This is a genomic window from Candidatus Polarisedimenticolaceae bacterium (genome assembly GCA_036376135.1).
GTDB lineage: Bacteria > Acidobacteriota > Polarisedimenticolia > Polarisedimenticolales > DASRJG01 > DASVAW01.
In genome coordinates, this window is the sequence record DASVAW010000095.1 from 1 (window position 1) to 22,081 (window position 22,081).

Below are 22,081 nucleotides of genomic sequence, written 5' to 3' on the forward strand. Positions count from 1 at the left end.
GGAGTATGCGGAACCGACGACAACTGCCCCGGCCTCGCGAATCCGGGACAGACGGATTCCGAGTTCGGGGAGCAGGACCTCGTCCTGTGGTCGACTTCGGCCACCGCTGCCACTCAATACGGCGACGACCTCTACTCGGCGTCGCAGGCCACCGGCGCTCCGGACGTCGGCGGCTGCGCCGACTCGGGGAACGCGTGGTCCCCGCTCGACGGCGGGAGCGATCCCGAGTGGCTCGAGGTGCGATTCGCGTCGCCCGTCGCCGAGTCCGTCGGCGCCGACGTGGTCGAGAACCTCGTTGGCGCCTTCGTGACGCGCATCGAGTCGATCGACGAGGGCGGGATCTACCGCACCGTGTGGGAGGGGATCGACGCGACGACGTGCGGCGGCACGCTTCACGCGCGATGGGAGGCGCTTGCCTATCCCATCGTCGGGTTCCGCGTGCACACCTCGGCTCCCGACTGGGAGGAGGTCGACGCGGTGGGTGCGGTGGTGCGCGGCGTGGGGCCGATCCCGGACGGCGTCGGCGACGCGTGCGACGTCTGCCCGGGGGCGTACGACCCGGATCAGGCGGATTGGGATGGGGACGGCGTGGGGGATGCCTGCGAAGGGCCGTGACCCACGGTGGCCTCGAGCTTGTTGACGGAAGAGGTGATCGGCGGCCGGGCGATGCCCGGCCGCTCGGTCCGATTCGGTCTCAGGCGGCGTGCTTGCGGTCGAGCTCGGGAAGGGCCGCGGTCCAGCGCTTCCGGTAGAGCGGGAGCGCGGAGCGCGTTACGGACTCCCTTTCCGGGAACAGCCGCCTCGACAGGATCCGCTCCCATCGCCACCGGGCGCCCGCCAGCCCGACGTGCATCGCGGGGGTCGTCGGGTCGGGCTTCCGTTCCGACCGCCCCTTGATGAAGTTCTTCCAGACCGCCATCAGGTGCGCCCGGCCCAGGATCGACTCGAGTCGTCTCCCGAACGCGATCGTTTCTCGCTTGTGGTCGGCGCAGGTGTGGCGGAGCAGCTGGTGGAGCTGGTCGACCGGGAACATCGCCCGATCCCGGACTCTGGCCTCCGGCGATCGCGGCGTCCCCTTGGGGCCGCGCTCCGGATTGGGGTGGATCTCGAGCCGGAGCCGGGACCGCAGCGACCCGGACCGGGCGACGGCGAGGTAGTCCAGCCGCCCGTCCACGACGCAAACCAGCGGAGCCTCCCCCGGAACACGCGAGATCAGGCGTCGAAACGTGCGTCGGATGCTCGCCACGTACGGCCGGTTCGGGAGCCGGATGCCCTCGTCGGGCTTGCGATCGGGCCGTCTCCCGCCGCCCCGGTGCGGCGCCGGATCGACGTCGTACACGAACCACGATTGCGCTCCCACCGCCGTTCCGATGCCGAGCGCGTGGTCCTGCCGGGCGACGAACGTCTCGAAGTGATCGTGGACGACCGGCTCCTCGAGCGCGCCGAGGTTCTCGAGACACCGCGCGTGGAAGAGGATCGCGTGGCGGCCGAGGCGTTCGGCCAGCCGCGTGACCGAGGTCTTGGAGCAGTGCGCGGAGCGGGCGATCTGGCGATGCGCCGCACAGGCCGCAAGCCCTGCCGCGACCGGGACGAGGAGGTCGCGACGCTTGAGGTAGTAGGTGGTGGAGAAGGTCTGCCGGGAGCAGGTCCGCCGGCAGTCGAGGCAGAGGAAGCGCGGGACGCGCACCCGATCGCTGGGGCGGGCGTAGGAGCCGTACCGATGGAAGCCGCGCCCCTTGTGTCGATGCGCGGGGCATTCGGGCCAGGGGCAGAAGGGCGGGACGAAGCGGGACGGACGCACGCGTTCGACGGGGTGGATGGGCCAGCGCATGGTCCGGACCGGGGCAAGAGCCGGGCCCGGCGGGAACTCGAGGAAGTCGCGACCTGCGAAAGCACTCCCGTCCGCCGGCGGACAGGCCGGACACTCGGAGACTCAACAAGCTCGAGGCCACCGTGGTCAGGGACAGTGCGTCGCCGAGAAACCTCCGGTCTTCACGAACGAGACTCGGGTGACGTTCCCTCCGCAATCGGTCGCCTCCACGGCGACCACGGGGTTCGTCCACTGCGTCCTGCCGCACATCCGCGCCAGGCGGCAGACGGCGTCGGTATCGATCGGCAGCAGCTCGTCGAGCAGGAGCCCGTCGCGGTCGCCGAACGTCATCCCGTCGTAGAAGGTGCAGCCGTCGATCGTGATCCTCTCGCGGACCACGTCTCCGAGCGCTGCGTCGTCGTCGCCGTCGGTGAACAGCTCCTGGAACGGCACGGCGGCGGGGAACGTCCAGGCTCCGGGGTCCACCAGGATCGCGGCCTGAGGCGCCCGGGTGTCGATCGTGAACGGGACGCGGCCCGCGTCCCCGACGTTCCCCGACGGGTCGGAGACGAGAAGCCCGACGTCGTAGTCGCCGTGCGTCGCGTACTCCGGCCCGCCCGCGACGTCGTAGCTGCGGGTCAGGTTCGCGGCGCAGGCGTCGACGACGTCGTCGAGCAGCCGTACCGGGAGCGCCGCCGGTCCGAAGCAGGCGCCCGGCGACGGTGAGGTGAGTCGTCCCGCCGGGGGCGTGGTGTCGACCACCGTGACCCGCGTGCGGTCGGAGCTGAGGTCGCCCAGGGCGTCCGTGATCCAGAGATCGACGTCGTTGGCTCCGAGAGGGAGGCTCGCGATCGCCAGCGCACCCTCGCCGATCGCCGTCTCGTTCCAGAGCCAGGTGTACGACGCGATCGCCTCCGCGCCGTCCATGTGGCGCGAGGCCGCGCCGTCGAGCAGCGCCGCGGCCGATCCTGCTGCGGTGCACTCGAGGGTCTGATCGGGACCCGCGACCGCGAGCAGGCGGACGACCCGGAGGGTCGTTCGCACGTCGACTTCCGTCTCGTCCGGGTCGTTGGTGGCGAGGCGCAGCACGGCCTCGTAGATGCCCGGATCCAGGGCGCTCGAGTCGAGCCCGAGGTCGATCGTCACCTCCCCGCCGGGCGGGACGACCGTCCGGGTCACCTCGGTGGGGGAGAACCACGCGGCCGCCCGGCCGATCCGCCAGCCGATCATGTTCGCGAGGACGGTTCCCGCCGCCTGACCGCGGTCGTATCCGTATTCGAAGGTCAACGAGCCCGCGAGGACCCATCCCTCGCCGATCGGGTACACGACGAGGCTGGGAAGGCTGAACCCCGGGTCCGCCGTGAGCACGACCGACGCCTGCGCCGGGAGCGAGTAGAAGTACGCGACGCTCGCGTAGTCGCCCCGAAGCGGCGAGGACACTCCCGCGGCGAGCGGGTGGTCGGGTCTGAGGACGTAGTTGTTCTGGGCGAAGTACTGCCCGATGCCGGCCCCGCCGGGGAGGGTGACGAGCGTGGGGTTCCCCCCTTGCGATCCCCAGCCGGCGGCGTGGAACTCCAGGACGCCGCCCTGGTCCACGTATTCCTCGAGGAGGTGCATCGAGGTACGGATCGAGTGGTAGAAGGTCTGGGACTGATCGCTCGGGACGATCACCCGGCGGTAGGCCGCGAGATCGAGGTTGGGAAGCTCGCCGATCGCGGCGACCTCGTAGGCGAGTCGCTCCGCCGCGAGCAGACGCTGGATGGCGTCGGAGCCCCACGGCAGGGGGTTGTCGGCGAGGATCAGGACGCTCGGCGATGGGGCCGCCGCCGACGTCGTCGTGGCCGTGCCGTCGAAGACGAGGTCCGACCCTCCCGTGTTGCGGACCACGACCGCGTGCCCGGACGATTCGCCCAGCACGAGCGTCGGCTCGATCGCCACCGGGGACACCTCCACGTCCGGCGGGATCACCCCCGTACCGGAGAGCGCCGAGGTGAACGCCGGCTCGTCGGGGTCGTCGCACGAGAGCGTCAGGAGGCCCGAGAGCGGACCGTCGGTGAGCGGGGTGAAGCGGACGAGGAGCTCGGCCGACTCTCCCGGAGCGAGGCTCAGCGACGGGACGTCGGTCGCGAAGTCGGCGCCGTTCACGGCGACCGTGCAATGCATCGACGCGAAGCCGGCGTTGGAGATCCGCAACGGGAGCCCGCGGGACAACCCGATGAACAGCGGAGCGAACGTGGTCCGCTCGCCCGCCTGCCGGTAGCGAAGCCGGACGCGGTGTTCGTTGGTGGGGCAGGAGGGGTCCACGCCCCAGGAGTTCTCGACCCGGATCTCGACCGATCCGTCCGCGACGAGAGCGGGGACGAGCTCGTCGCGCACCGTGAACTCGCCTCGGCTCGCGGCGCAGGCCGGGCCGCCGCGCCCCAGCTCGCCCAGGAGGTTGTCCTCGGCCCGGATTCGCGCGAACTCGTCCCAGTACGAGTCGAAGTCGCCGGTCACGGTCGCGTCGACGCGGATCGTGCCGGTCGTCGTCGCGGGGACCTCGAAGCGGTGCAGGGTCGTCGCCTCGGAACGGTCGAAGGTCTCGACCGACTCGAAGGACACCTCGGCTCCCTCGACGACGAGGTCGGGGGCCGCCGTGACGTGGAGCGTGGCAGGGACCCGGACGACCGACTCGTCGGGATCGTTGCTGCGGATCTCGACGTCGACCGCAAGGTCGTAGTCGCCGACGGCGACGCCGTCGAAGGTCACGGGGATCACGGCGTGCCCGCCCGCGGGCACGACTCCCTCCGTCACCGGCGTCGCGATGCGGCTCCCCGGCAGGAGCTGGAGGTAGCGGGAGGCGATCGTCCCCATCGTGGCGTTGTCGACGTATTGCCCCCCCGAGCCGGCGAAGAGCAGGTAGTGCAGGCGCGTCGCCGCCGTCAGGCCGAAGACGGAGTGGTAGTCGGAGTTCGTGTAGGCGGACAACACGTGCTGGAGCCCCGGCGACTCCTCCACGAGGACGAGGTGGTTCACGGAAGGATCGCCGGCGCCGTACACCCGCTTCACGAAGGCCAGCCACGACCGGCCGGACTGGGTCAGGCGCAGCACCGAGCCGTCGGCGGTCCCGCCGCCGTCCGCTCCGAGGTCGCCGTCGATGGTGAAGCGATCGATGCCGTCGAGATCGGCGACGAGGACGAACAGGCCGCGCAGCTTCCGCGTGAAGTAACGCGAGGCGGCTCCGAACGAGCCGTTCGCGACGATCGGGCCGTTCGTGTACACGATGCCGGCGAACGAGCTCGACGACAGGTAGTTCCCGCCGTCGTACATGTCGCCGCCGCCGTCCGCGATCCGGTCTCCGACTTCTCCCTCGGCGAAGTCGTAGCGGTTGGGGATCAGGTCGGTGACGGACGCGGACGACCGCTCGATGGCGCCGCGCACCTCCTCGAGGCTCGCGGTGAACGCACCCGCGAGGGCGCCGCCCGACGCGGACGATTCCGAAGTCGAGAGGTCGCCGGCCGCGATCGCCTCGAACGGGGGCGAGGCGAGGCTCTTGCCCGCGGGCTCGCGGCCGCTCGGATCGAACGGCCCCTGCTGCTCGAGGACGGCGCTCGCGGCGGCGGGTGGAACGACTTCGACCGTGAATCGCAGGTCGCTTTCCCCCGTGTTGGCGACGTCGATCGCGCGTTCCACCCGCGCTCCGGTGAAGAGCGCGACGTCGAGGCGCGGCGGCGTCACGTCGATGTCCGGAGGGACGAGCGCGATCGCGTGATACGGCACGAGGACGACGCCCTCGTCCGGGTCGTTGCTGGTGAACGCGAGCGATCCGTCGACGACGCCGGCGGAGGTCGGCGCGAACCGCACGACGACGTCCGCCGACGCGCGACGCGGGACCGTGAAGGCGGAGGGGTCGGCCGTCAGGTCGGGGTGCTGCGCGGCGACGCTCGAGACGTCGAGGAGGTCGGTACCCGTATTGCCGACCTGGAGCGTGGTGGAGGCGGAGGTCCCGACGTAGACCTCGCCGAAGTCGACGGTGCCGAGCCCCGGCCGGTGGCTCAGGGTCGCCGCGTGGGAGTTGACCGGGCAGTGGACGGAGACGTAGGGCGAGTTGACGACGTCGACCTGAACGACGCCGTCGGCGGCCAGCGCGGCGAAGGTGGCGGCGTCCAGCGGGAAGCGCCGCGTCGCCGAACCGCAATAACCGGGGACCTTGACGGTGCCCAGCGGCAACCCCTCCACCAGAACCGTCGCGTAGTCCTCGGAGTAGTAGAAGTCTCCCTGGACCGTGACGTCGAGGATCCCGCCTTCCGGGGCCGAGGGATCCACGGGGAAGACGTGCGTCGTCCGGGCCGCGGCGGTGGTGAACAGCGCCGTGGAGGTGTCTCGGGCCTCGGGCCGACGCAGCAGGATGTCCGGCACACCCGTCACGTGCAGGGTCATCGGGACCGCGACGACGGGCTCGTCCGGATCGTTGCTCGCGATCTCCAGCCGCGCGGTGTAGTCGCCGCCGTCGAGGCCGTTGGCGTCGAACCCGACATCGACGGTTTGCGTCTGTCCGGCGGGGACGGAGCCGGAGCGAGGGGAGGCGGAGAACACCGGGCTTCCGAGGGTGCCGACGTAGGCGCGCAGGATCGCGAGCATCGCGGCGTCGTCCACCAACCCGCCGTCGAGGGTCGCGAACATCAGGTAGTGGACGCGCGTTCCTTGCGCGAGGAAGCGCACCCGGTGGAAGTCGTCGTCCGTCCATGTGGAGTAGTCCTGGATCAGTCGATCCCCGCCGCCGACGATCACGAGGTGGTTGACGCTCGGGGTCAGCGCGCCGTGGACGCGCTTCACGTAGCCGCGCCAGAGGGTTCCCCCCTCCTCGTATTCGAGGATCGAGGCGCTGACCTGGCCGTACCCGTTCGCGCCGAGGTTGCCGGAGATCCGGAATTCGCGCGCCGCGCCGACGTCTCCGACGAAGACGAACAGCCCCGGATACTTCCGGGTGAAGTACCTCCCGGGGCTCCCGAGCATCCAGCTCTCGCCGACGACGCCGTCGGAGTAGCCGATCGGATAACCCAGCTCGGTTCCCAGGTAGTTGCCGCCGTCGAAGAGGTTCGAGCCGCCGTCCTCGATGCGGCTGCCCACGATCCCCTCCCCGAAGTCGAAGCGCGAGGGGATGGCGGCGGTGATCGACTCGTGGCCGACGTCGAGCAGCTCGAGCGTCCGCTCGAGCGACGGCGGGGGCTCGGCCGCTCCCGCGGGGCCCGCCGGGGCCTCGAGCGTCGCGGTGCGTGACGCCGGAGGGTCGGCGGGGGGTTCGGACGTCGCCGTCTCGACGGCGTCGGGAGCGGGATCGGGGGGGGCGGGGGCCTGCGCGGCGAGGACCGTCCCCGGATTGGACGCGGCCAGCCGCAGCGTCCACGAGAGCGAGCTGCCTCCGGTGTTCGCGATCTCGAGCGCGCGCGTCGCGGTCTCGTTGCTGTTCAGTGCGACGTCGAGCGACGCGGGCGCGACGCCGATGTCGGGCGGCACGATCCCGGAGCCGCGGAAGGGGACCACGACCACGGGTTCGTCGGGATCGTTGCTCGCGATCGTCAGCGAGCCGGCGACCTCGCCCGCCTCGGTCGGCGAGAACGCGACCTGCACGCTTCCCGAGCTCCGCTTGGGAACGACGAGCGAGGAGGGAGTCGCGGACACGGTGGCGACGTCGGAGTCGATCGCCGACACGGTGAGCGCGTCGGTTCCCGGATTCGCGACCACGAGCGGCATCGTCGCGGTGCGGCCGAGGAACAACTCGCCGAAGTCGAGCACGTCGAGGGGAGGGCGGTAGGTGAAGGTGACGGTGTGGCGGTTCGTCACGCAATACGGGCTCACGCTCCCGGAGTTCTGGACGACGACGACCACCGCGCCGTCGGCGGCGATCTGCGTGAACAGGGGCCCGTCGATCGTGAATCGCCTCCTGGCGGAGCCGCAGTAGGGCGCTCCACTCACGGTCCCGAGCACCGTCCCGTCGGCGGTCACGGTGGCGGTGCGCCACGAGTCCGAGAAGTCCCCTTCGACGACGACCTCGACCGTCGCCGCATCGTTTCCGGCGTCGGGCGTCTCGAAGGTGTGGACCGTCTGCGCGCCGTACCCCAGGAAGTTCTTGCCGGAAGTGGCGGAGCGGTCCGCGCGGCGGACGTCGATGTCCGGCGTCCCCGTCACGCGGAACGTCAGCGGAACCTCGACGATCGGCTCGTCCGGGTCGTTGCTGGACACGACGAGCGTCGAGGCGTACACGCCGCCGTCGAGGTCGGTCGCATCGAAGGCCAGATTCACCTGCGCCTGGCCCCCCGCCGGTACGACCCCCGACTCGGGGGTGGCGGACACACTGCCGCCCGGAAGCGCGTCGACGTAGGCCTCGAGGATCGCGAGCATGTCGGCATCCCCGACGTAACCGCCGCCGCCAGACGCGAAGAGCAGGTAGTGGACGCGGGTCCCCCGCGGGATCGAGCGGATGCGGTGGAAGTCGTCGTTGGTGTAGGTGCTGTGGTCCTGCGGGAGCGCCTCGCCTCCTTCGACGAGGACGAGGTGGTTCACCGAGGGGTCGTAGGCGGCCCACACGCGTTTCACGTAGCCGCGCCAGGTCGAGCCCCGGGCGTCGAGCCGCAGGATCGCGGCGTTCACGAGGCCGGAGCCGTCCGCGCCGAGATCCCCCGAGATCGTGAACTGGTCGGGACCTTCGAACTCGCCGACGAACACGAACAGTCCCGGGTACTTGCGCGTGAAATAACGGCCGCCCGGCCCCAGCAGCGCGGAGTCGGTCACCGTGCCGTCGCGGTACGGGATGGGGCCGCCGGCGGACGTCGAGAGGTAGTTCCCGCCGTCGTACATGTCGCCGCCGCCGTCTCCGATCGAGCTGCCCGTGGTGCCCTCGCTGAAGTCGTAGCGTCCCGGGATGCGCGCGGTGATCGAGGCGTGGGAGGCGTCGAGGGCGGCGAGCACCTCTTCCAGCGAGCCGGCCGACGCCGCGGCGGGGGCCGCGGGCTCCTCCGTCGCCTCGAGGGTCGCCACGCGATCGCCGGGAGGATCCGGCGGGGCGGTGGCGGAGGGGTCCCCCTTCGGGGCCGGGGCGGCGGCGGGGGAGGTCGCGGGGGCGACCGCAACGACCGACCCGCCCACGCCGGTCCCCGTGGAAACCGACCAGGCCAACTCGCTCGCGCCGACGTTGCGGATCGTCACGGGGACGTTCACGGCCTGGCCGCTCATGAGGGACACGTCCACCGACGCCGGATCGACCTCGATGTCGGGGGGCGGGATCGCCTCACCGGCGAGCGTCACGCCGACCGTTCCCTCGTCGGGGTCGTCGGAGACGATCGTGACGGCCGCGTCGAGGATCCCCGCGGCGACGGGGCTCCAGGTGATCGTCAGGGTCCGCGACTCCCCGCGGGCCAGTGTCGCGGCGGTCGGGGAGACGGTGACGGAGGCGTCGCCGGAGCCGATCGACGTGATCGAGAGCGGATCGGTGCCGACGTTGCGGATCTCGAAGGTCGTCGAACGCGTGAGCCCCACGAACATCCCGCCGAAGTCGATGCGGCCGGACTCGTTGCGCAGGGTCAGCTCCGCGGCGTGCCGATTGTCCGCGCACGAGGGGCTCACGTTCGACGAGTTCGCGACGACGACCCCGATCCGGCCGTCCGATCGCCACGCCTCGAACTGCGCGGGGCCGATCGGGAACTCGCGGCTCCACGACGCGCAGGTCACCGTGCCCGTGCCGCCGACGTCGCCGAGGTAGGTCCCCTCGACCGTGACGCTCGCGATCTCGTAATAGCTCTCGAAGTTCCCGTACGCCGTCACGCGCAGCGTCGCCGACGTCCACGCCCGCGCGTCGACCGCCAGGTCGAGGTTGCTGACGGCGCCGTAGGTCGAGAAGGGGCGCTCGGCGGTCGTCCGCGATACCTCGCCGACGAGGGCGATGTCGGGAGCGCCCGTCACGCGCATCTCCACCGGGATCCGCACGAGGGCCTCGTCCGGGTCGTTGGTGGCCAGGACGAGGTCCGCGCGATGGGTGCTCGTGCCGAGGTCGGCGGCGTCGAGCCCGACGATCACGTCCACGGCGCCACCGGGCGCCACCGTTCCCGAGCCCGTGCCGACGGAGATCCACGCGGGCACGTCGGTGTCGGAGACGACGAACTCGTCCCAGTGGGCCTCGCCCCCCTGCGTGAAGTTGTAGACGTCCATGCGCCGGATCGTGCTGCCGGCCGACCCGAGCTGCAGCGGGATGCCGGACTTGATCGAGGCACCGTTGACCCAGTAGTCGAACGTCCGGGCCGTGAAGTCGATGTTCCGGAACTCCACGTGGTACCAGGTCCCGGGGGTGTACACGACCGACGCGTCGCCGCCGTAGGTCGGGTCGTTGGCGATGAATCGCCCGTTGTCCGACGCGTAGAACCAGAGCGGCAGGTCGCCGAATTCGCCTTCGAAAACCACGTACGACGTCGCCGTCCCCGCCGCGCCGGGACGCACCCAGAACGAGACGTACCTCGGCCGCACGCCGGCGAAGGTCTGGTACACCCCGGAATCGTGGCCGCCGTTTCCGCCGTAAAGGCGCAGGCTGCGCAGGGAGCCCGCGCCCGCGGTGGCCGCGGTGACCTGGAGTTGCGTCCGGCCGGTGAAGAACCAGCCGATCGCGTCTCCGTCCTCGAAGTCGTCCTCGAACGGGAACGCGGCGGCGGGAGCCTCCGCCGGAGCCGGCGGTCCCGACGCGGTCGGAACCGAGGCGGCGTTGCCGGCGTCCGGCGGCGGCGGGGCGACCTCGGGCGGCGCCTGGGCGGCCGGTCGTGCCTCGATCCCGAGCCGGTACTCGAGCGGCGAGCCGCCGTCGTTCCGGATCGTGAGCGGGAGCTCGACTCGCTGGTTCGTCGTGAGATCCGCCTCGAGCGCGGCGGGCGACCAGGAGAGCTCGGGCGGGACGAGCCCGGTTCCCCGGAGCGCCACCAGGACCGTCGGTTCGTCCGGGTCGTCGCTCGTGAAGGTGAGCGTCCCTTCGAACAGCGTCGCGTCGGCAGGGCTGAAATCGACCCGGATCACGACGCTCGAGCGCGGCGGGAGGTCCACGGCCGCGGGGGTCGCGACGAACGCGCCGGAGTCGCTCGCGATCGAGGTGACGTGGAGGATCTGCGTACCCACGTTGTGCAGCACCAGCTCGCGCGCGGTCGTCAGACCGACGAACAGATCGCCGAACTCCAGCCGGTCGGCTCTCCGGCGGTACGTCAGCACGACCTCGTGCCGGTTCACGTCGCAGAAGAGGTCCACCCCCGGGCTGTTGACGACGGAGAAGGTCGCGACTCCGTCCGCGACGAGATTCGCGAACGCCTGGGCCCCGACGTCGACGCTCAGCAGCGCCGGCTGGCAGTCGTTGATCGCGCCGCCCGCGGTTCCGAGCGGGCTTCCTTCGGCGGAAAGCGTGGCGAACTCGTAACCGGCCGCGCCGAAGTCGCCGTCGGCGCGCAGCCGCACGTTCGCGCCGCCGGAGGGCGCCTCCGGGACGTCGAACGCGTGCGTGGTCGCGGCCTCGTAGGTCTGGTAGTCGATCGTGCTCGTCGATTCGACGGGCTCGCCCTCCAGGACGATGTCGGGAACGCCGGTCACGTCGAGCGCGACGGGCACCAGGGTCCGCGCGCGCAGCGGGTCGTTCGAGTCGACGACGATCTGCGCGAGGTACTGCCCGCCGAACAGATCGGCGGCGTCGATCGTGACCGCGACGTCGAGGGATCCGCCGGGGGGGATCGTCGCGATCTCCACATCGGTGCGCAGCCACGAGAGCGTGGGGTTCGCCCAGAAGGCGGAGTTGCGCAGGATCAGGGGCGCGTCGCCCGACCAGTACCCGGGTACCGCGACGAACAGGTTCACGAGGACCACCCGCTCGCCGCGGGTGGCGACGAGCACCTTGCCGTCCTGCCACTGCCCGACGAGGGAGGCCTCCGGCGCGAGCTGCACGTCCGCGAGCAGGTCGCCGTAAAGAGCGGTCACCCCTTCGAAGATCGGGTGGGCCGCGTCGAACGAGCCGAGCGGACTCGACCCCGACGGTCCGTAGGCGGAGAGGGCCGGCGAGTATCCTTCTCGGACGAACCGCCCGGTCGGCGCCCAGCCGTCCACGAACGAGGCCAGGGTCAAGACGACCGCACCGCCGGCGTCGACGTAGTCCGCGAGAACGTCGCCCACGGCATCGGGCGCCGCGTACACCCGGTTGTTCGCGAGGATGACGGCGCGGTACGCGAGCAGCTGCTCGAGCGTCGGGACCGCGTATCCGGCGTCGAGGATGTCGACGGCGGCGACGTCGTCGAAGGCGAGGAGCAGCGAGCGGATTTCGTCGAGTTGCGAGCCGCTGCCGAGCAGCAGGATCCGCATGTCGTTCGGCACGTCCGCAGCGCTCGGCGTGTCGGCGGACGGGTAGGCGTCGCGCATCGGGGACGAGCCGTCCGCGTACCCCGGGCCGTGAGGCTGCTCGGACGCTCCGGATCCCCCACCCGGGGCGGCGAAGTCGAGACGGGAGCCTCCGCCGAGGCCCTCGACTTGCGTTTCCGGTCGCTGCGCGGTCGTCCCCGCCGTCCCGACGGCCTGGGCGGCGAGCCGGACCTCGAGGTCGCTCCCGCCGGTGTTCGACAACGTGAGCGTCCGCGTGACCGACTCGCCGGAGCGCAGCGCCTCGGCGAAGGAATCGGGAGTCAGGCCCAGGGCCGGAGCGGGGATCGCCTCTCCGACGAGCTCGATCGTGACGGTCCCCTCGTCGGGGTCGTTGGTGAGGAGGGTGAGGGTCCCTTCGAAGGGCCCGGTGGCACCGGGAGCGAAGACGACGTCGAGCGGCGCGGTCGCGCCCGCGATCACCGACATCGACGTCGCCGCGGGGACGAACGCCGCGTCGTCCGCGGCGACGGAGGTGATCTCCAGGACGTCGTCGCCGATGTTCGAGATCCGCACCGTCCTCACCGGGCGTGCGCCGACGAAGACCGTCCCGTAGTCCAGGCGCGTGGCGTCCTCGGAGTAGGCGAGCGTCACGATGTGGCGGTTGGGCGAGCAGATCGCGTCGACGTACGCGGAGTTCTGAACCTGAACGGAGATCGTGCCGTCGGCGGCGAGCGTCGCGAGGTCGGACGGGGAGACGGAGAAGCTCCCCTGCGCGCGCTGGCAGTCGCTTCCCACCTCACCGACCTGTCCGATCGGCAGCCCTTCGGCGGTCGCCGTCGCGATCTCGCTCGAATCGCCGTAGTCCCCGTCGGCGACGAGGGTGAAGGTGCCCTCGCCGGCGACCGCGCTCGGCGGGACGAGAAGGTGCGTGGTCATCGCCCCCGAGCCGAAATACGCCGCCTCGGAGATCACCTCCCGCCGCGTTCCGAAGAGGTTGAGCTCCGGAGTTCCGGGGAGGGTCGTGGTCGAAACGGTCGCGCCGAGCGCCCCGGCGTTGCCCCACTCGTCCTTCGCGCGTACCGCGAAGTGGTAGGTCGTGCGGGCCCGCAGCCCGGAGACCGTCACGCGGTCGGTTCCCCCCGCGGCGGACGGCTGCGGGGTCGCGGTCCATCGAGGCGCCGCGTCGATCGTTTCGGGGGTGAGAGGCTCGGTCGCGTAGCGCACGTCGTACGTCGTCGCGGTGCCTTCGGTTCCGTCGTCCCCGGTCGCCGTCCAGACGAGCGCGACGCTCGTGGTCGCCGTCGACTCGACCGCGAGGTCGTCGATCGACCCCGGCGCGACGTCGTCCGGCCCTTCCACCGCGAGGAACGCGTCGAGACGCCCACCGCTGGCCACGAGCCCCGCGAGCGCGGGGATCGGCGTCGCGGTCGTCATCAGCCTTTCCTTGAGGAACGCCACGCCCATCGAGGGGTTCAGCGAGCGGAGCAGCGCCGCCGCCCCGCTGACGTGGGGGGTGGCCATCGACGTGCCGCTCTTGTACCCGTACCCGCCGCCGGGGAGGCTGCTCAAGGTGTCCACGCCCGGGGCGGCGAGGTCGACGGAGATCGCGCCGTAGTTCGAGAAGCTCGCCAGGTTGTCCCACGCGTCGGTCGCGGCGACCGAGAGGATGCAGTCGGCGTCGTACGCCGCGGGATACATCGGATACACGTCGGTGTTCTCGCCGTAGTTCCCGGCCGCCGCCACGAAGAGAACGTCGGCCTCGCCCCCCGCCACGATCGCGTCGAGCAGCGGCTGGGAGAAGGCGCCGCCGCCCCAGGAGTTGCTGGTGAGATCGACCCCCGCCGCCGTCGCGTATTCGACGGCAAGGATCGCGTCGGACGTGGAGCCGCTCCCGCCCGATCCGAGGAACTTCAGCGGGAGGATCGACACCCGCCAGGCGACGCCCGCGACTCCCACGGCGTTGTTGCCGAGCGCCCCGATCGTTCCGGCGACGTGCGTGCCGTGGCCGTTGTCGTCGAACGGATCGTTGTCGTCGTTGACGAAGTCCCAGCCGTGGACGTCGTCGACGTAGCCGTTGCCGTCGTCGTCGACGGCGTTGCCGGGGACCTCCCCCGGGTTCGTCCAGATGTTCTCGGCGAGGTCGGGGTGCGACGCGTCGACGCCGCTGTCGATGACCGCGACGAGCACGTCCGCGGATCCCGTCGTCACGTCCCACGCCCGCTCCGCGCGGATGTCCGCCCCCGGCGTCCCGCCGGTCTGCCCCGTGTTGTTGAGCCCCCACAACTGTCCGTAGTGGGGGTCGTCCGGCGTGCGCTGCGCGCTGAGGAGGTAGTTGGGCTCGGCGTACACGACGAGGCCGCTCGATCGGAGCTCCGCGATCGCCTGGGTCGAGGAGATCCCCTGGGGGAGAATCCAGTGCTCGCCGCCCGCACGGAATCGTGACGCGGTACGGGGGGCGAATCGTGCGCGCAGGCGCTGCTCGACGGCGGGATCGGCGTCGGCACGGAACCGGACGAGCAGCTCGCCCGGGATCGACGGCACCACGCGGTCGGCGGGAGCGTTGCGATCGACATGGGTTCGCGTCGTCACGGTCCCCGCGCTCGCGCTCCCGGGTCCCGCGCTTCGAGCGTCGGCGACGACTCCCACGGCGAGGCAAGCGGCGACCGAAACGGAGAGGACACGACGCGCGGGCGGCTGGGACATGGGTGATCCCCCCTCAAGAGCAGCTCGCGAGACCGGGCGGGAGCTCTGTGAGGGTTAGCTACCAAGGCGGGGGAGGCGAGTCAAGCCAATTGGGAGCCGGATTGTCGAAGGTCACGCCGCTCTACTGGAACTCGAACGGGATCTGGATCTCGGACGCGACCGGCGTCCCCAGCTGCGTCGCGGGCTTGTAGCGCCATTGCCGCACGGCGGCGATGACGCGCGCCTCGAGTCCGAAACCGGGCCGGTCGCTTTCCACGACCTCGACCGCGCCGACGGAACCGTCCCGCTCGACGGTCGCGCGGACGACGACCCGGGCCCGGAGACGTCGCTGGCGCAGCGGCTCGGGATAACGCGGCGAGACGGACGTGAGCAACACCGGGGCGGTGGCGGACGCGGCGCTTCCGATCGTCCCGGACGGCGGCGCGACGGCGGGTTCGACCCGCGCGGGAGGCGCCGACGCCGGCTCGGGAGGCGCCAGCGGCACCGGCGGGGGAGTCGAAAGCGGCACCTCCGCGGCCTCGGCCACCGACGCGGCGGGCTGCTCGGCCGAGCGGACCACGCGCTGCTCCACGCACCACGCCCCCGAGGCCGGGTCGAACCACTCCCCCTTGCGCCAGGCGCGCACGTCGATCGCGCAGGCGGGGTCCGACCACGCGGCTTCGCCGTCCATCAACCCGGCGTCGAGGCTCCCGGCTCCGGTCGTGGGCTCGCCGTAGCGGTCGCGCATCCGGGCCGCGAATGCGGGGATGTCGAACGTGGCGATCGGCACGCACGTGCGGACCGCGACGAGGCCGACCTTCGATCGGGAGGTGACCTTGCCGGGGAAGACGAGGGCGATCCGCGCGGGGGGCTGCCTGAAATGGGCAGTCGTCTCGAATCCGGCGGCGACCGCGGCGATCTCGGGGCCGTCCTCCTCGGCGTCGAGGACGCGGCGGGCCTCCGCGAGCGTCATCCCCGGTCGGAGGATGGTGGGTTCGAAGGCAGGGCAGGCCGCCGTCGCCGGGTGCGGCGAGACCATCACGGCCGCAGCCACAAGGCAGGCCCATCCTCTCGTCATCGTGTTCACCCGAGTCGACCCGCCTCAAAGATACAGCGAAGCCGGCACCCCAACGAGGGTTTCGACGCCCTCGACGGTGAGGGAACCCGGAGACTCCCGATGGGGCCTGCCGATCGGGATCCCCGGTGTCAGGGCTCCCTGACGGTCCCGAGACGCAGCGTCAGGCCGGGAAAGTCCGGGTGCTCGACGATCGCCTCGTCCCCCTCGGCGGCGGCGACGCGTTCGGCGCGACCGGCCGTCGTCCGGAACGCCTCCCATCGAGGCACCTCGTGGTCGACCAGCCAGACGTGCCGTACCCCGAGGGTGGCGTACCGCTCGAGCTTGAGACCGCGGTCCCGGCGGGCGGTGCCCGGCGAGAGGATCTCGACCACGAGCAGCGGCGCGCGTTCGACGGCACGACTCGAAAGGGCCGCCGGGTCATCCACGACCACGAGGTCGGGCTGCACGACGTCGTGGGGGCCGAGGATCACGTCGGTTGGGGCGGGGAAAACCTCCGCCGACGAGCCGAAGTAATCGTCGAGGTGACGGCAGAGTTTTCGGACCGCGCGCTGGTGACCGATGCCGGGGGCCGGGGTCACGAAGACCTCCCCGCCGAGAAGCTCGTAGCGCTTCCCGTCGTCAGGGAGGCGGGCGTAGTCGTCGTAGCCGAGTTTGCGAACCAGTCCGTGCGACATGACGGGCTCCGGGACCGCCGGGGAATGTACACCCGGATCGGAGCCGGCGTGCGCGCCGGCGGGGCCGGAAAGGTTGCGGAAAAGAGACCCTTGACATTCTGACAGTGTGCACTTACAGTATGTGCCGTCCGGGAGACACCCCATGGCACGACCGAACCGATCCGCCGAGAAACGCGAGACGCTCCTCCCCATCCTGGCCGAGGCGTTCGGGGGGGTGGGGTACCGCAAGGCGACGACCGCGGAGCTCGCGCGGCGGTGCGGGGTGCAGGAGACGATCCTCTACCGCCTCTGGCCCGACAAGAAGGCGATGTTCCTGGCCTCGATCGATCACGTCTTCGAGCGGTCGATGTCGATCTGGGGAACGCTCCTCGAGGCCGCCGACGCGAAGGCGACGGGTGCCGAGCGGATCCTCGCGCACGAGGCGGTCCACCACGGCGAGTTCGGCCTGTACCGCGTGTTGTTCACGGGCCTCGACGAGGTGGACGATGACGAGGTTCGCGAGCACCTGCGTCAGACGTACCGGCGGTTCCAGCGCTACATCCGCGACCGCATCGCCGAGCACCGCGAGCGGCGCGGCCTTCGCGGCGGCGTCGATCCCGAGGCGGCCGCCTGGGCGATCCTCGGCCTTGGCACGATCGCGAGCATCGGGCGCGAGGTGGGGCTGCTCACGACGACGGCACGGAAAGACCTGTTGCGCGACGTGGGTCGCGTCCTACTGGAGGGAAGATGACGAAGTTCCTGATGCTGATCGGTGCGGCCCTGGTCCTCGCCGCGATCTCGTTCGTGCTCTACCGCCGCGCTCCCCGCGGCTGGACCCGGATCTTCCTCGGGCTCGCGGCGATCTCGGCGATCGCCTTCCCCGTCGGCGCCGTGCTCCACAACGCGATCGACGCCCTCTTCCACGTGGAGGAACCGGTGTTCTTCCTGATCGCCGTGATCGGCGCGCCGGTCGGGGTCCTGGTGGGGCTGGTCGGCGCGGCGATCACGGCCTACACGGGAGGGCTCGCGCGGCGCTAGAATCCGGCCCGAGGGGGGCGGCCGCGCATGAGCGTACGCGGCCTCGATAGGTGCCGGAAGGCCTTCTGCCTCGGCGCCTCGCCGGCGCGGGGTCCTTCCTGCGCTTCGGCCACGTCGAACCTCCTCTCCCCGTCCGCATCGTCGGGACCCGCGCTGCGTGGCGCCTGCGTCGTCGGAGGCGCTCCACGCGAAGGAGGAGGTCCGCCATGGTGCTCCTGTCTTTCGTGTTCGCCGCCGCGGCTGGGACCGCGGACCCCGGCTGGTGGGGGACCGTCCAGCGGCAGATCCAGGCGTCGGAGTACGAGGTCTCGTGGGCGGGTTCCACGACGCTCGCCGACGTGGACGCGGGCTGGCAGGCGCCCAATCGCGCCCAAGGGTTCCGCGCCTACTTCCTCGCGACGGGGATTCGCGTCGTCCCGCGCGCGGAGAGCGCGCCCTCCTGGGAGTGGGGGCTGGCGCTCCATCGATGGGGGAGGGGGACGACCCTCCAGGATGCGTCGCCCGCCGCGCCGAGACCGCGAGCCGAGCGCGTCGACTACGACCGCGCCGGCCTCGTCGAGTGGTACGTCAACTCCCCGGAGGGGCTGGAGCAGGGGTTCACGCTCGCGCGGCGTCTCGACGGCGAGGGAACGCTGCGCATCGAGCTCGCGCTGACGGGCACCCTCGACCCCGTGCTCTCGACCGATCGCCGCGCGCTCGACTTCCGTGACTCCGGCGGGACGATCGTCCTGCACTACGGCGACCTCCGCGTCGCGGACGCGTCGGACCGGATCCTCCCGTCCTGGTTCGAGGGGTTCGCGGAGGGCGGGACCCGTGGGATCCGGATCGTCGTCGACGACGCGGGCGCGCGTTACCCGCTCGTCGTCGATCCGCTCCTGAAGACCGCGGCGTGGAGCAAGGTCGGCGGGAGCGCGGGCGGCCAGCTCGGCTTCAGCGTCGCCCCGGCCGGAGACATCGACGGCGACGGGTACGGCGACGTCGTGATCGGCGTTCCCTACCTCGACGGCGGCAGCGTCGACGAAGGGGCCGTGTTCGTCTACTACGGCTCGCCTTCGGGCATTCACAACACGCCCGTCTGGTTCCAGAGCGAGGGGGTGTCGGCCGGTTTCGGATACGCGGTCGCGACCGCAGGGGACGTCAACGGCGACGGGTACTCCGACGTCGTCATCGGGGCGCCGAGCTACAACGGAGGGCTCGCCGCCGAGGGCGCGGCGTTCGTCTACCTCGGCGGCGCGACGGGCCTGGCGACGACGCCGGCATGGCGCGCCGAGTCGAACCAGGCGTCGGCGCACCTCGGTGCGGCGGTCGCCCCGGCCGGGGACGTCAACGGCGACGGGTACGGCGACGTGATCGTCGGCGCGCCCAACTACGACAACGGGGAGACCGACGAGGGTGCGGCGTTCGTCTGGCTCGGGAGCGCGACGGGTCTCGGCGCGAACGGGAGCCCGGGGAACGCCGACTGGTACGCCGATGGGGACGTCGCCGGGACGACCGGGTGGAGGAACTTCGGCGTCTCCGTGTCCATCGCGGGGGACGTGAACGGCGACAGCTACGGGGACATCCTCGTGGGGGACGCGGAGCACGAGCGCGCGTTCCTGTGGTACGGGTCGGCGACCGGACTCGGGCCGACGGGAGGTCCCTCCGAGAACGACTGGATGGTCACCGATCCTCTGGCGGGCTCGTATTTCGGGTTCGCCGTCGCGGCGGCAGGGGACGTCAACGCCGACGGTCGGAGCGACATCCTCGTCGGCGCGTACCGCTGGGAGAGCGCCGCCGGGGAAAACGACGAAGGGAAGGTCTTCTTCTACTACGGGAGCGCCGCGGGACCCTCGAGCGTCGCCGACTGGACCTGGGAGTCGGACCAGTTGAACGGGCTGGGCGGTCGCTCGGTGGGGACGGCGGGGGACGTCAACGGCGACGGTTACTCCGACATCGTCTTCGGTGCCTCCGCCTACACGAACGGAGAGTCCCAGGAGGGGCGGGTCATCGTCTTCCACGGCTCCGCGGACGGATTGGGGACCAGCTGGAAGAACGAGATCGACGCCGCGACCGCCGCCTACGGGTTCTCCGCCATGACGGCGGGGGACGTCAACGGCGACGGGTTCTCGGACCTGATCGTCGGTGCGCCGTATTACGACTCGGGCTCGAGCGACGTCGGAGCCGCCTTCGTGTATCACGGCGGCCCGTCGGGTCTCGTCAACGTCCAATGGCTGTACAACGGGAACGCCGCCGATTCCCGTTTCGGCTGGTCGGTCGCCTCGGCGGGGGACGTGAACGGCGACGGGTTCTCCGACCTCGTCGTCGGCGCGCCGCTGTTCGACAACGGCGAGGCGGACGAGGGGCGCGTCTTCCTGTTCCTCGGCCAGACGGGAGGGCTCGCCGCGTCGCCGGCGTGGACGGCCGAGAGCAACCAGCCCGGTGCGCGCCTGGGCTGGGACGTCGCCGGCATCCACAGCGTCAACGGCGACGGGTGGGGCGACATCGTGGCGAGTGCGCCGTACTGGGACACCTCGATCCACCCGGAAGCGGGTGCGGCGTTCGTCTGGCACGGCTCGTCCTCGGGGATGGGGGAGAGCGGAACCCCGGTCAACGCCGACTGGAGCGGCGAGGGCATCTTCGATGCCGACTACTTCGGTTACAGCGTCGCGGGCGCCGGCGACGTCAACGGCGACGGCTTCCCCGACCTGCTGATCGGTTCCGGCTACATGGACCACGGCGAGGCCAACGAAGGGATGGCCTTCCTCTGGTTCGGCTCGGCCGCGGGGCTGCGCTCGACCGGCGCCTACAACGGCGCGAACTGGTACGCGGAGGGGAATCAGGCGAGCTCGCAGTTCGGCTCCTCGGTGGCGAGCGCCGGGGACGTGAACGGCGACGGGTACTCGGATCTGGCGATCGGGGCCTACTACTACGACGACCCCGAGGTGAACGAGGGGAAGGTCTTCGTCTGGTACGGCTCGCCGACCGGGCCGTGCTGCGGCAACGGGGCGCCGAGCAACGCCGACTGGAGCGTCGGAAGCAACCAGGCCGGCGCCCTGATGGGGTTCTCCTTCGGAACCGCGGGGGACGTGAACGGCGACGGGTACGGCGACCTCATCGTGGGAGCGCATTCGTACGACGAAACCGGCGCCGCCGACGCAGGGCGCGTCTTCGTGCACCACGGCGGCGCTTCGGGACCGTCCTCGACTCCGGCATGGTGGAGGGGGGGCGCGCAGAGCGGTGCGGCCTTCGGTTTCTCCGTCGCCTCCGCGGGGGACGTGAACGGCGACGGGTACGGGGACGTGCTCGTCGGAGGGTACCTCTGGGACGAGCCGACCTACGTCGACGCGGGGATGGCCCAGCTCTTCGAGGGCTCCGCGGCCGGACTGGGCGGCACCGCGTCGCTCGACCTCCACGGATCCCAGGACGGCTATTGGCTGGGCCGCTCCGTCGCGGGGGTCGGGGACGTCAACGGTGACGGGTACGCCGACGTCGTCGTCGGCTCCCCGGGGTTCTCGAGCCCCGAGGTCGAGGAAGGCAGGGCGGTGGTTTATCTCGGCAACGAAGGCCCGGGGCAGTCCCTGCGGCCGCGCCAGCGGAAATACAGCGCCTCGTCGAACCTGACCCGCTTCGGCCGCTCGGACTCCGCGACCGGGGTCCAGCTCTGGACGAGTGGATGGGGCATGCTCGGCCGAGGGGACATCAAGCACCAGTGGGAGATCAAGGCCGTCGGCGTTCCCTTCGACGGCACCGGGCTCGGAGAGGCGGCGTCGTGGATCGACACCGGAACCCTGCCGCAGGAGCAGACCGCCTGGGTCTCGGGGTTGACGACGAACACGGCATACCGGTGGCGCTCCCGCCTGCGGCAGCGCCCGACGACCTCGCCGTTCCAGCTCTGGGGACGGTGGGTCGAGCAGCCCTGGGGAGGCTGGAACGAGGTCGACTTCCGCCTGCTCACCGACACCGACGGCGACGGCATCGCCGACCTCCAGGACAACTGCGACGCGATCTCCAACCCCTTGCAGGAGGACGGCGACTTCGACGGCTTCGGCGACCTCTGCGACAACTGCCCGACCGTCCACAACGACCTGCAGCTCGACGACGACGCCGACGGGTCCGGCAACCTCTGCGACCTCTGCACCGACGTGGACGGCGACGGGTTCGGGAAGGGGCTCGCCGTCGAGACCTGCCCCGCCGACAACTGCATCGACGTTCCGAACGCCGGTCAGGAGGACCACGACGGCGACGCGATCGGCGACCGATGCGACCCCTGCACCGACGCCGACGCGGATGGGTACGGCGCGGGTATGCCGCCGGAAACCTGCCCGCCGGACAACTGTCCGTCGGTCTCCAACCCGACCCAGTCGAACTTCGACGGGGACGGCCAGGGCGACGCCTGCGACCTCGACGACGACGACGACGGCGCCGAGGACGCCCTCGACTGCGCGCCGCTCGACTTCGAGCTCTGGGCGATCCCGACCCCCGCGCGGGAGC

Annotated in this window: 7 protein-coding genes and 2 pseudogenes; 5 read left to right on the top strand and 4 right to left on the bottom strand. The window is 71.4% G+C overall.

Annotation, left to right across the window (positions count from 1 at the left end; all coding sequences use genetic code 11):
• A partial coding sequence (locus tag VF139_09595) for a hypothetical protein (protein HEX6851649.1) occupies positions 1–615 on the top strand: 615 nt, incomplete at its 5' end.
• A 79-nt stretch (positions 616–694) separates the two neighbouring features.
• On the opposite strand, the gene VF139_09600 is transcribed toward VF139_09595, so the two are convergent.
• From VF139_09600 to VF139_09615, 4 genes are all read right to left on the bottom strand, one after another.
• The gene (locus VF139_09600) at positions 695–1,831 is read right to left on the bottom strand and encodes a hypothetical protein (protein HEX6851650.1); all 1,137 of its coding nucleotides are present in this window, start codon (positions 1,829–1,831) and stop codon (positions 695–697) included.
• 126 nt (positions 1,832–1,957) lie between these two features.
• A complete protein-coding gene (locus VF139_09605; GenBank protein HEX6851651.1) occupies positions 1,958–14,863 on the bottom strand; it encodes a choice-of-anchor D domain-containing protein in 12,906 nt (4,301 codons plus the stop codon).
• A 121-nt stretch (positions 14,864–14,984) separates the two neighbouring features.
• A complete protein-coding gene (locus VF139_09610; protein ID HEX6851652.1) occupies positions 14,985–15,815 on the bottom strand; it encodes an energy transducer TonB in 831 nt (276 codons plus the stop codon).
• 233 nt (positions 15,816–16,048) lie between these two features.
• A complete protein-coding gene (locus tag VF139_09615; protein HEX6851653.1) occupies positions 16,049–16,594 on the bottom strand; it encodes a Uma2 family endonuclease in 546 nt (181 codons plus the stop codon).
• Positions 16,595–16,736: 142 nt separating this feature from the next.
• On the opposite strand from VF139_09615, the gene VF139_09620 reads away from it, so the two are divergent.
• From VF139_09620 to VF139_09635, 4 genes and pseudogenes are all read left to right on the top strand, one after another.
• Positions 16,737–17,324: a TetR/AcrR family transcriptional regulator gene (locus VF139_09620; GenBank protein HEX6851654.1), complete on the top strand. Its 588-nt coding sequence runs from the start codon at positions 16,737–16,739 to the stop codon at positions 17,322–17,324.
• The gene (locus VF139_09625) at positions 17,321–17,611 is read left to right on the top strand and encodes a hypothetical protein (GenBank protein HEX6851655.1); all 291 of its coding nucleotides are present in this window, start codon (positions 17,321–17,323) and stop codon (positions 17,609–17,611) included. Before VF139_09620 ends, VF139_09625 begins: the two co-directional genes overlap by 4 nt.
• Positions 17,612–17,817: 206 nt before the next feature.
• Positions 17,818–21,129 (top strand): annotated as a pseudogene (locus VF139_09630) (FG-GAP-like repeat-containing protein).
• A 417-nt stretch (positions 21,130–21,546) separates the two neighbouring features.
• Positions 21,547–21,657, top strand: a pseudogene (locus VF139_09635) (thrombospondin type 3 repeat-containing protein).
• The last annotated feature ends 424 nt before the right edge of the window (positions 21,658–22,081 follow it).

What these genes read in the sequence shown, in the direction of transcription:
- VF139_09600 (HEX6851650.1), bottom strand. Translation starts at nt 1,831, where the DNA reads ATGCGCTGGCCCATCCACCCCGTCGAACGCGTGCGTCCGTCCCGCTTC.
- VF139_09605 (HEX6851651.1), bottom strand. Translation starts at nt 14,863, where the DNA reads ATGTCCCAGCCGCCCGCGCGTCGTGTCCTCTCCGTTTCGGTCGCCGCT.
- VF139_09610 (HEX6851652.1), bottom strand. Translation starts at nt 15,815, where the DNA reads ATGACGCTCGCGGAGGCCCGCCGCGTCCTCGACGCCGAGGAGGACGGC.
- VF139_09615 (HEX6851653.1), bottom strand. Translation starts at nt 16,594, where the DNA reads ATGTCGCACGGACTGGTTCGCAAACTCGGCTACGACGACTACGCCCGC.
- VF139_09620 (HEX6851654.1), top strand. Translation starts at nt 16,737, where the DNA reads ATGGCACGACCGAACCGATCCGCCGAGAAACGCGAGACGCTCCTCCCC.
- VF139_09625 (HEX6851655.1), top strand. Translation starts at nt 17,321, where the DNA reads ATGACGAAGTTCCTGATGCTGATCGGTGCGGCCCTGGTCCTCGCCGCG.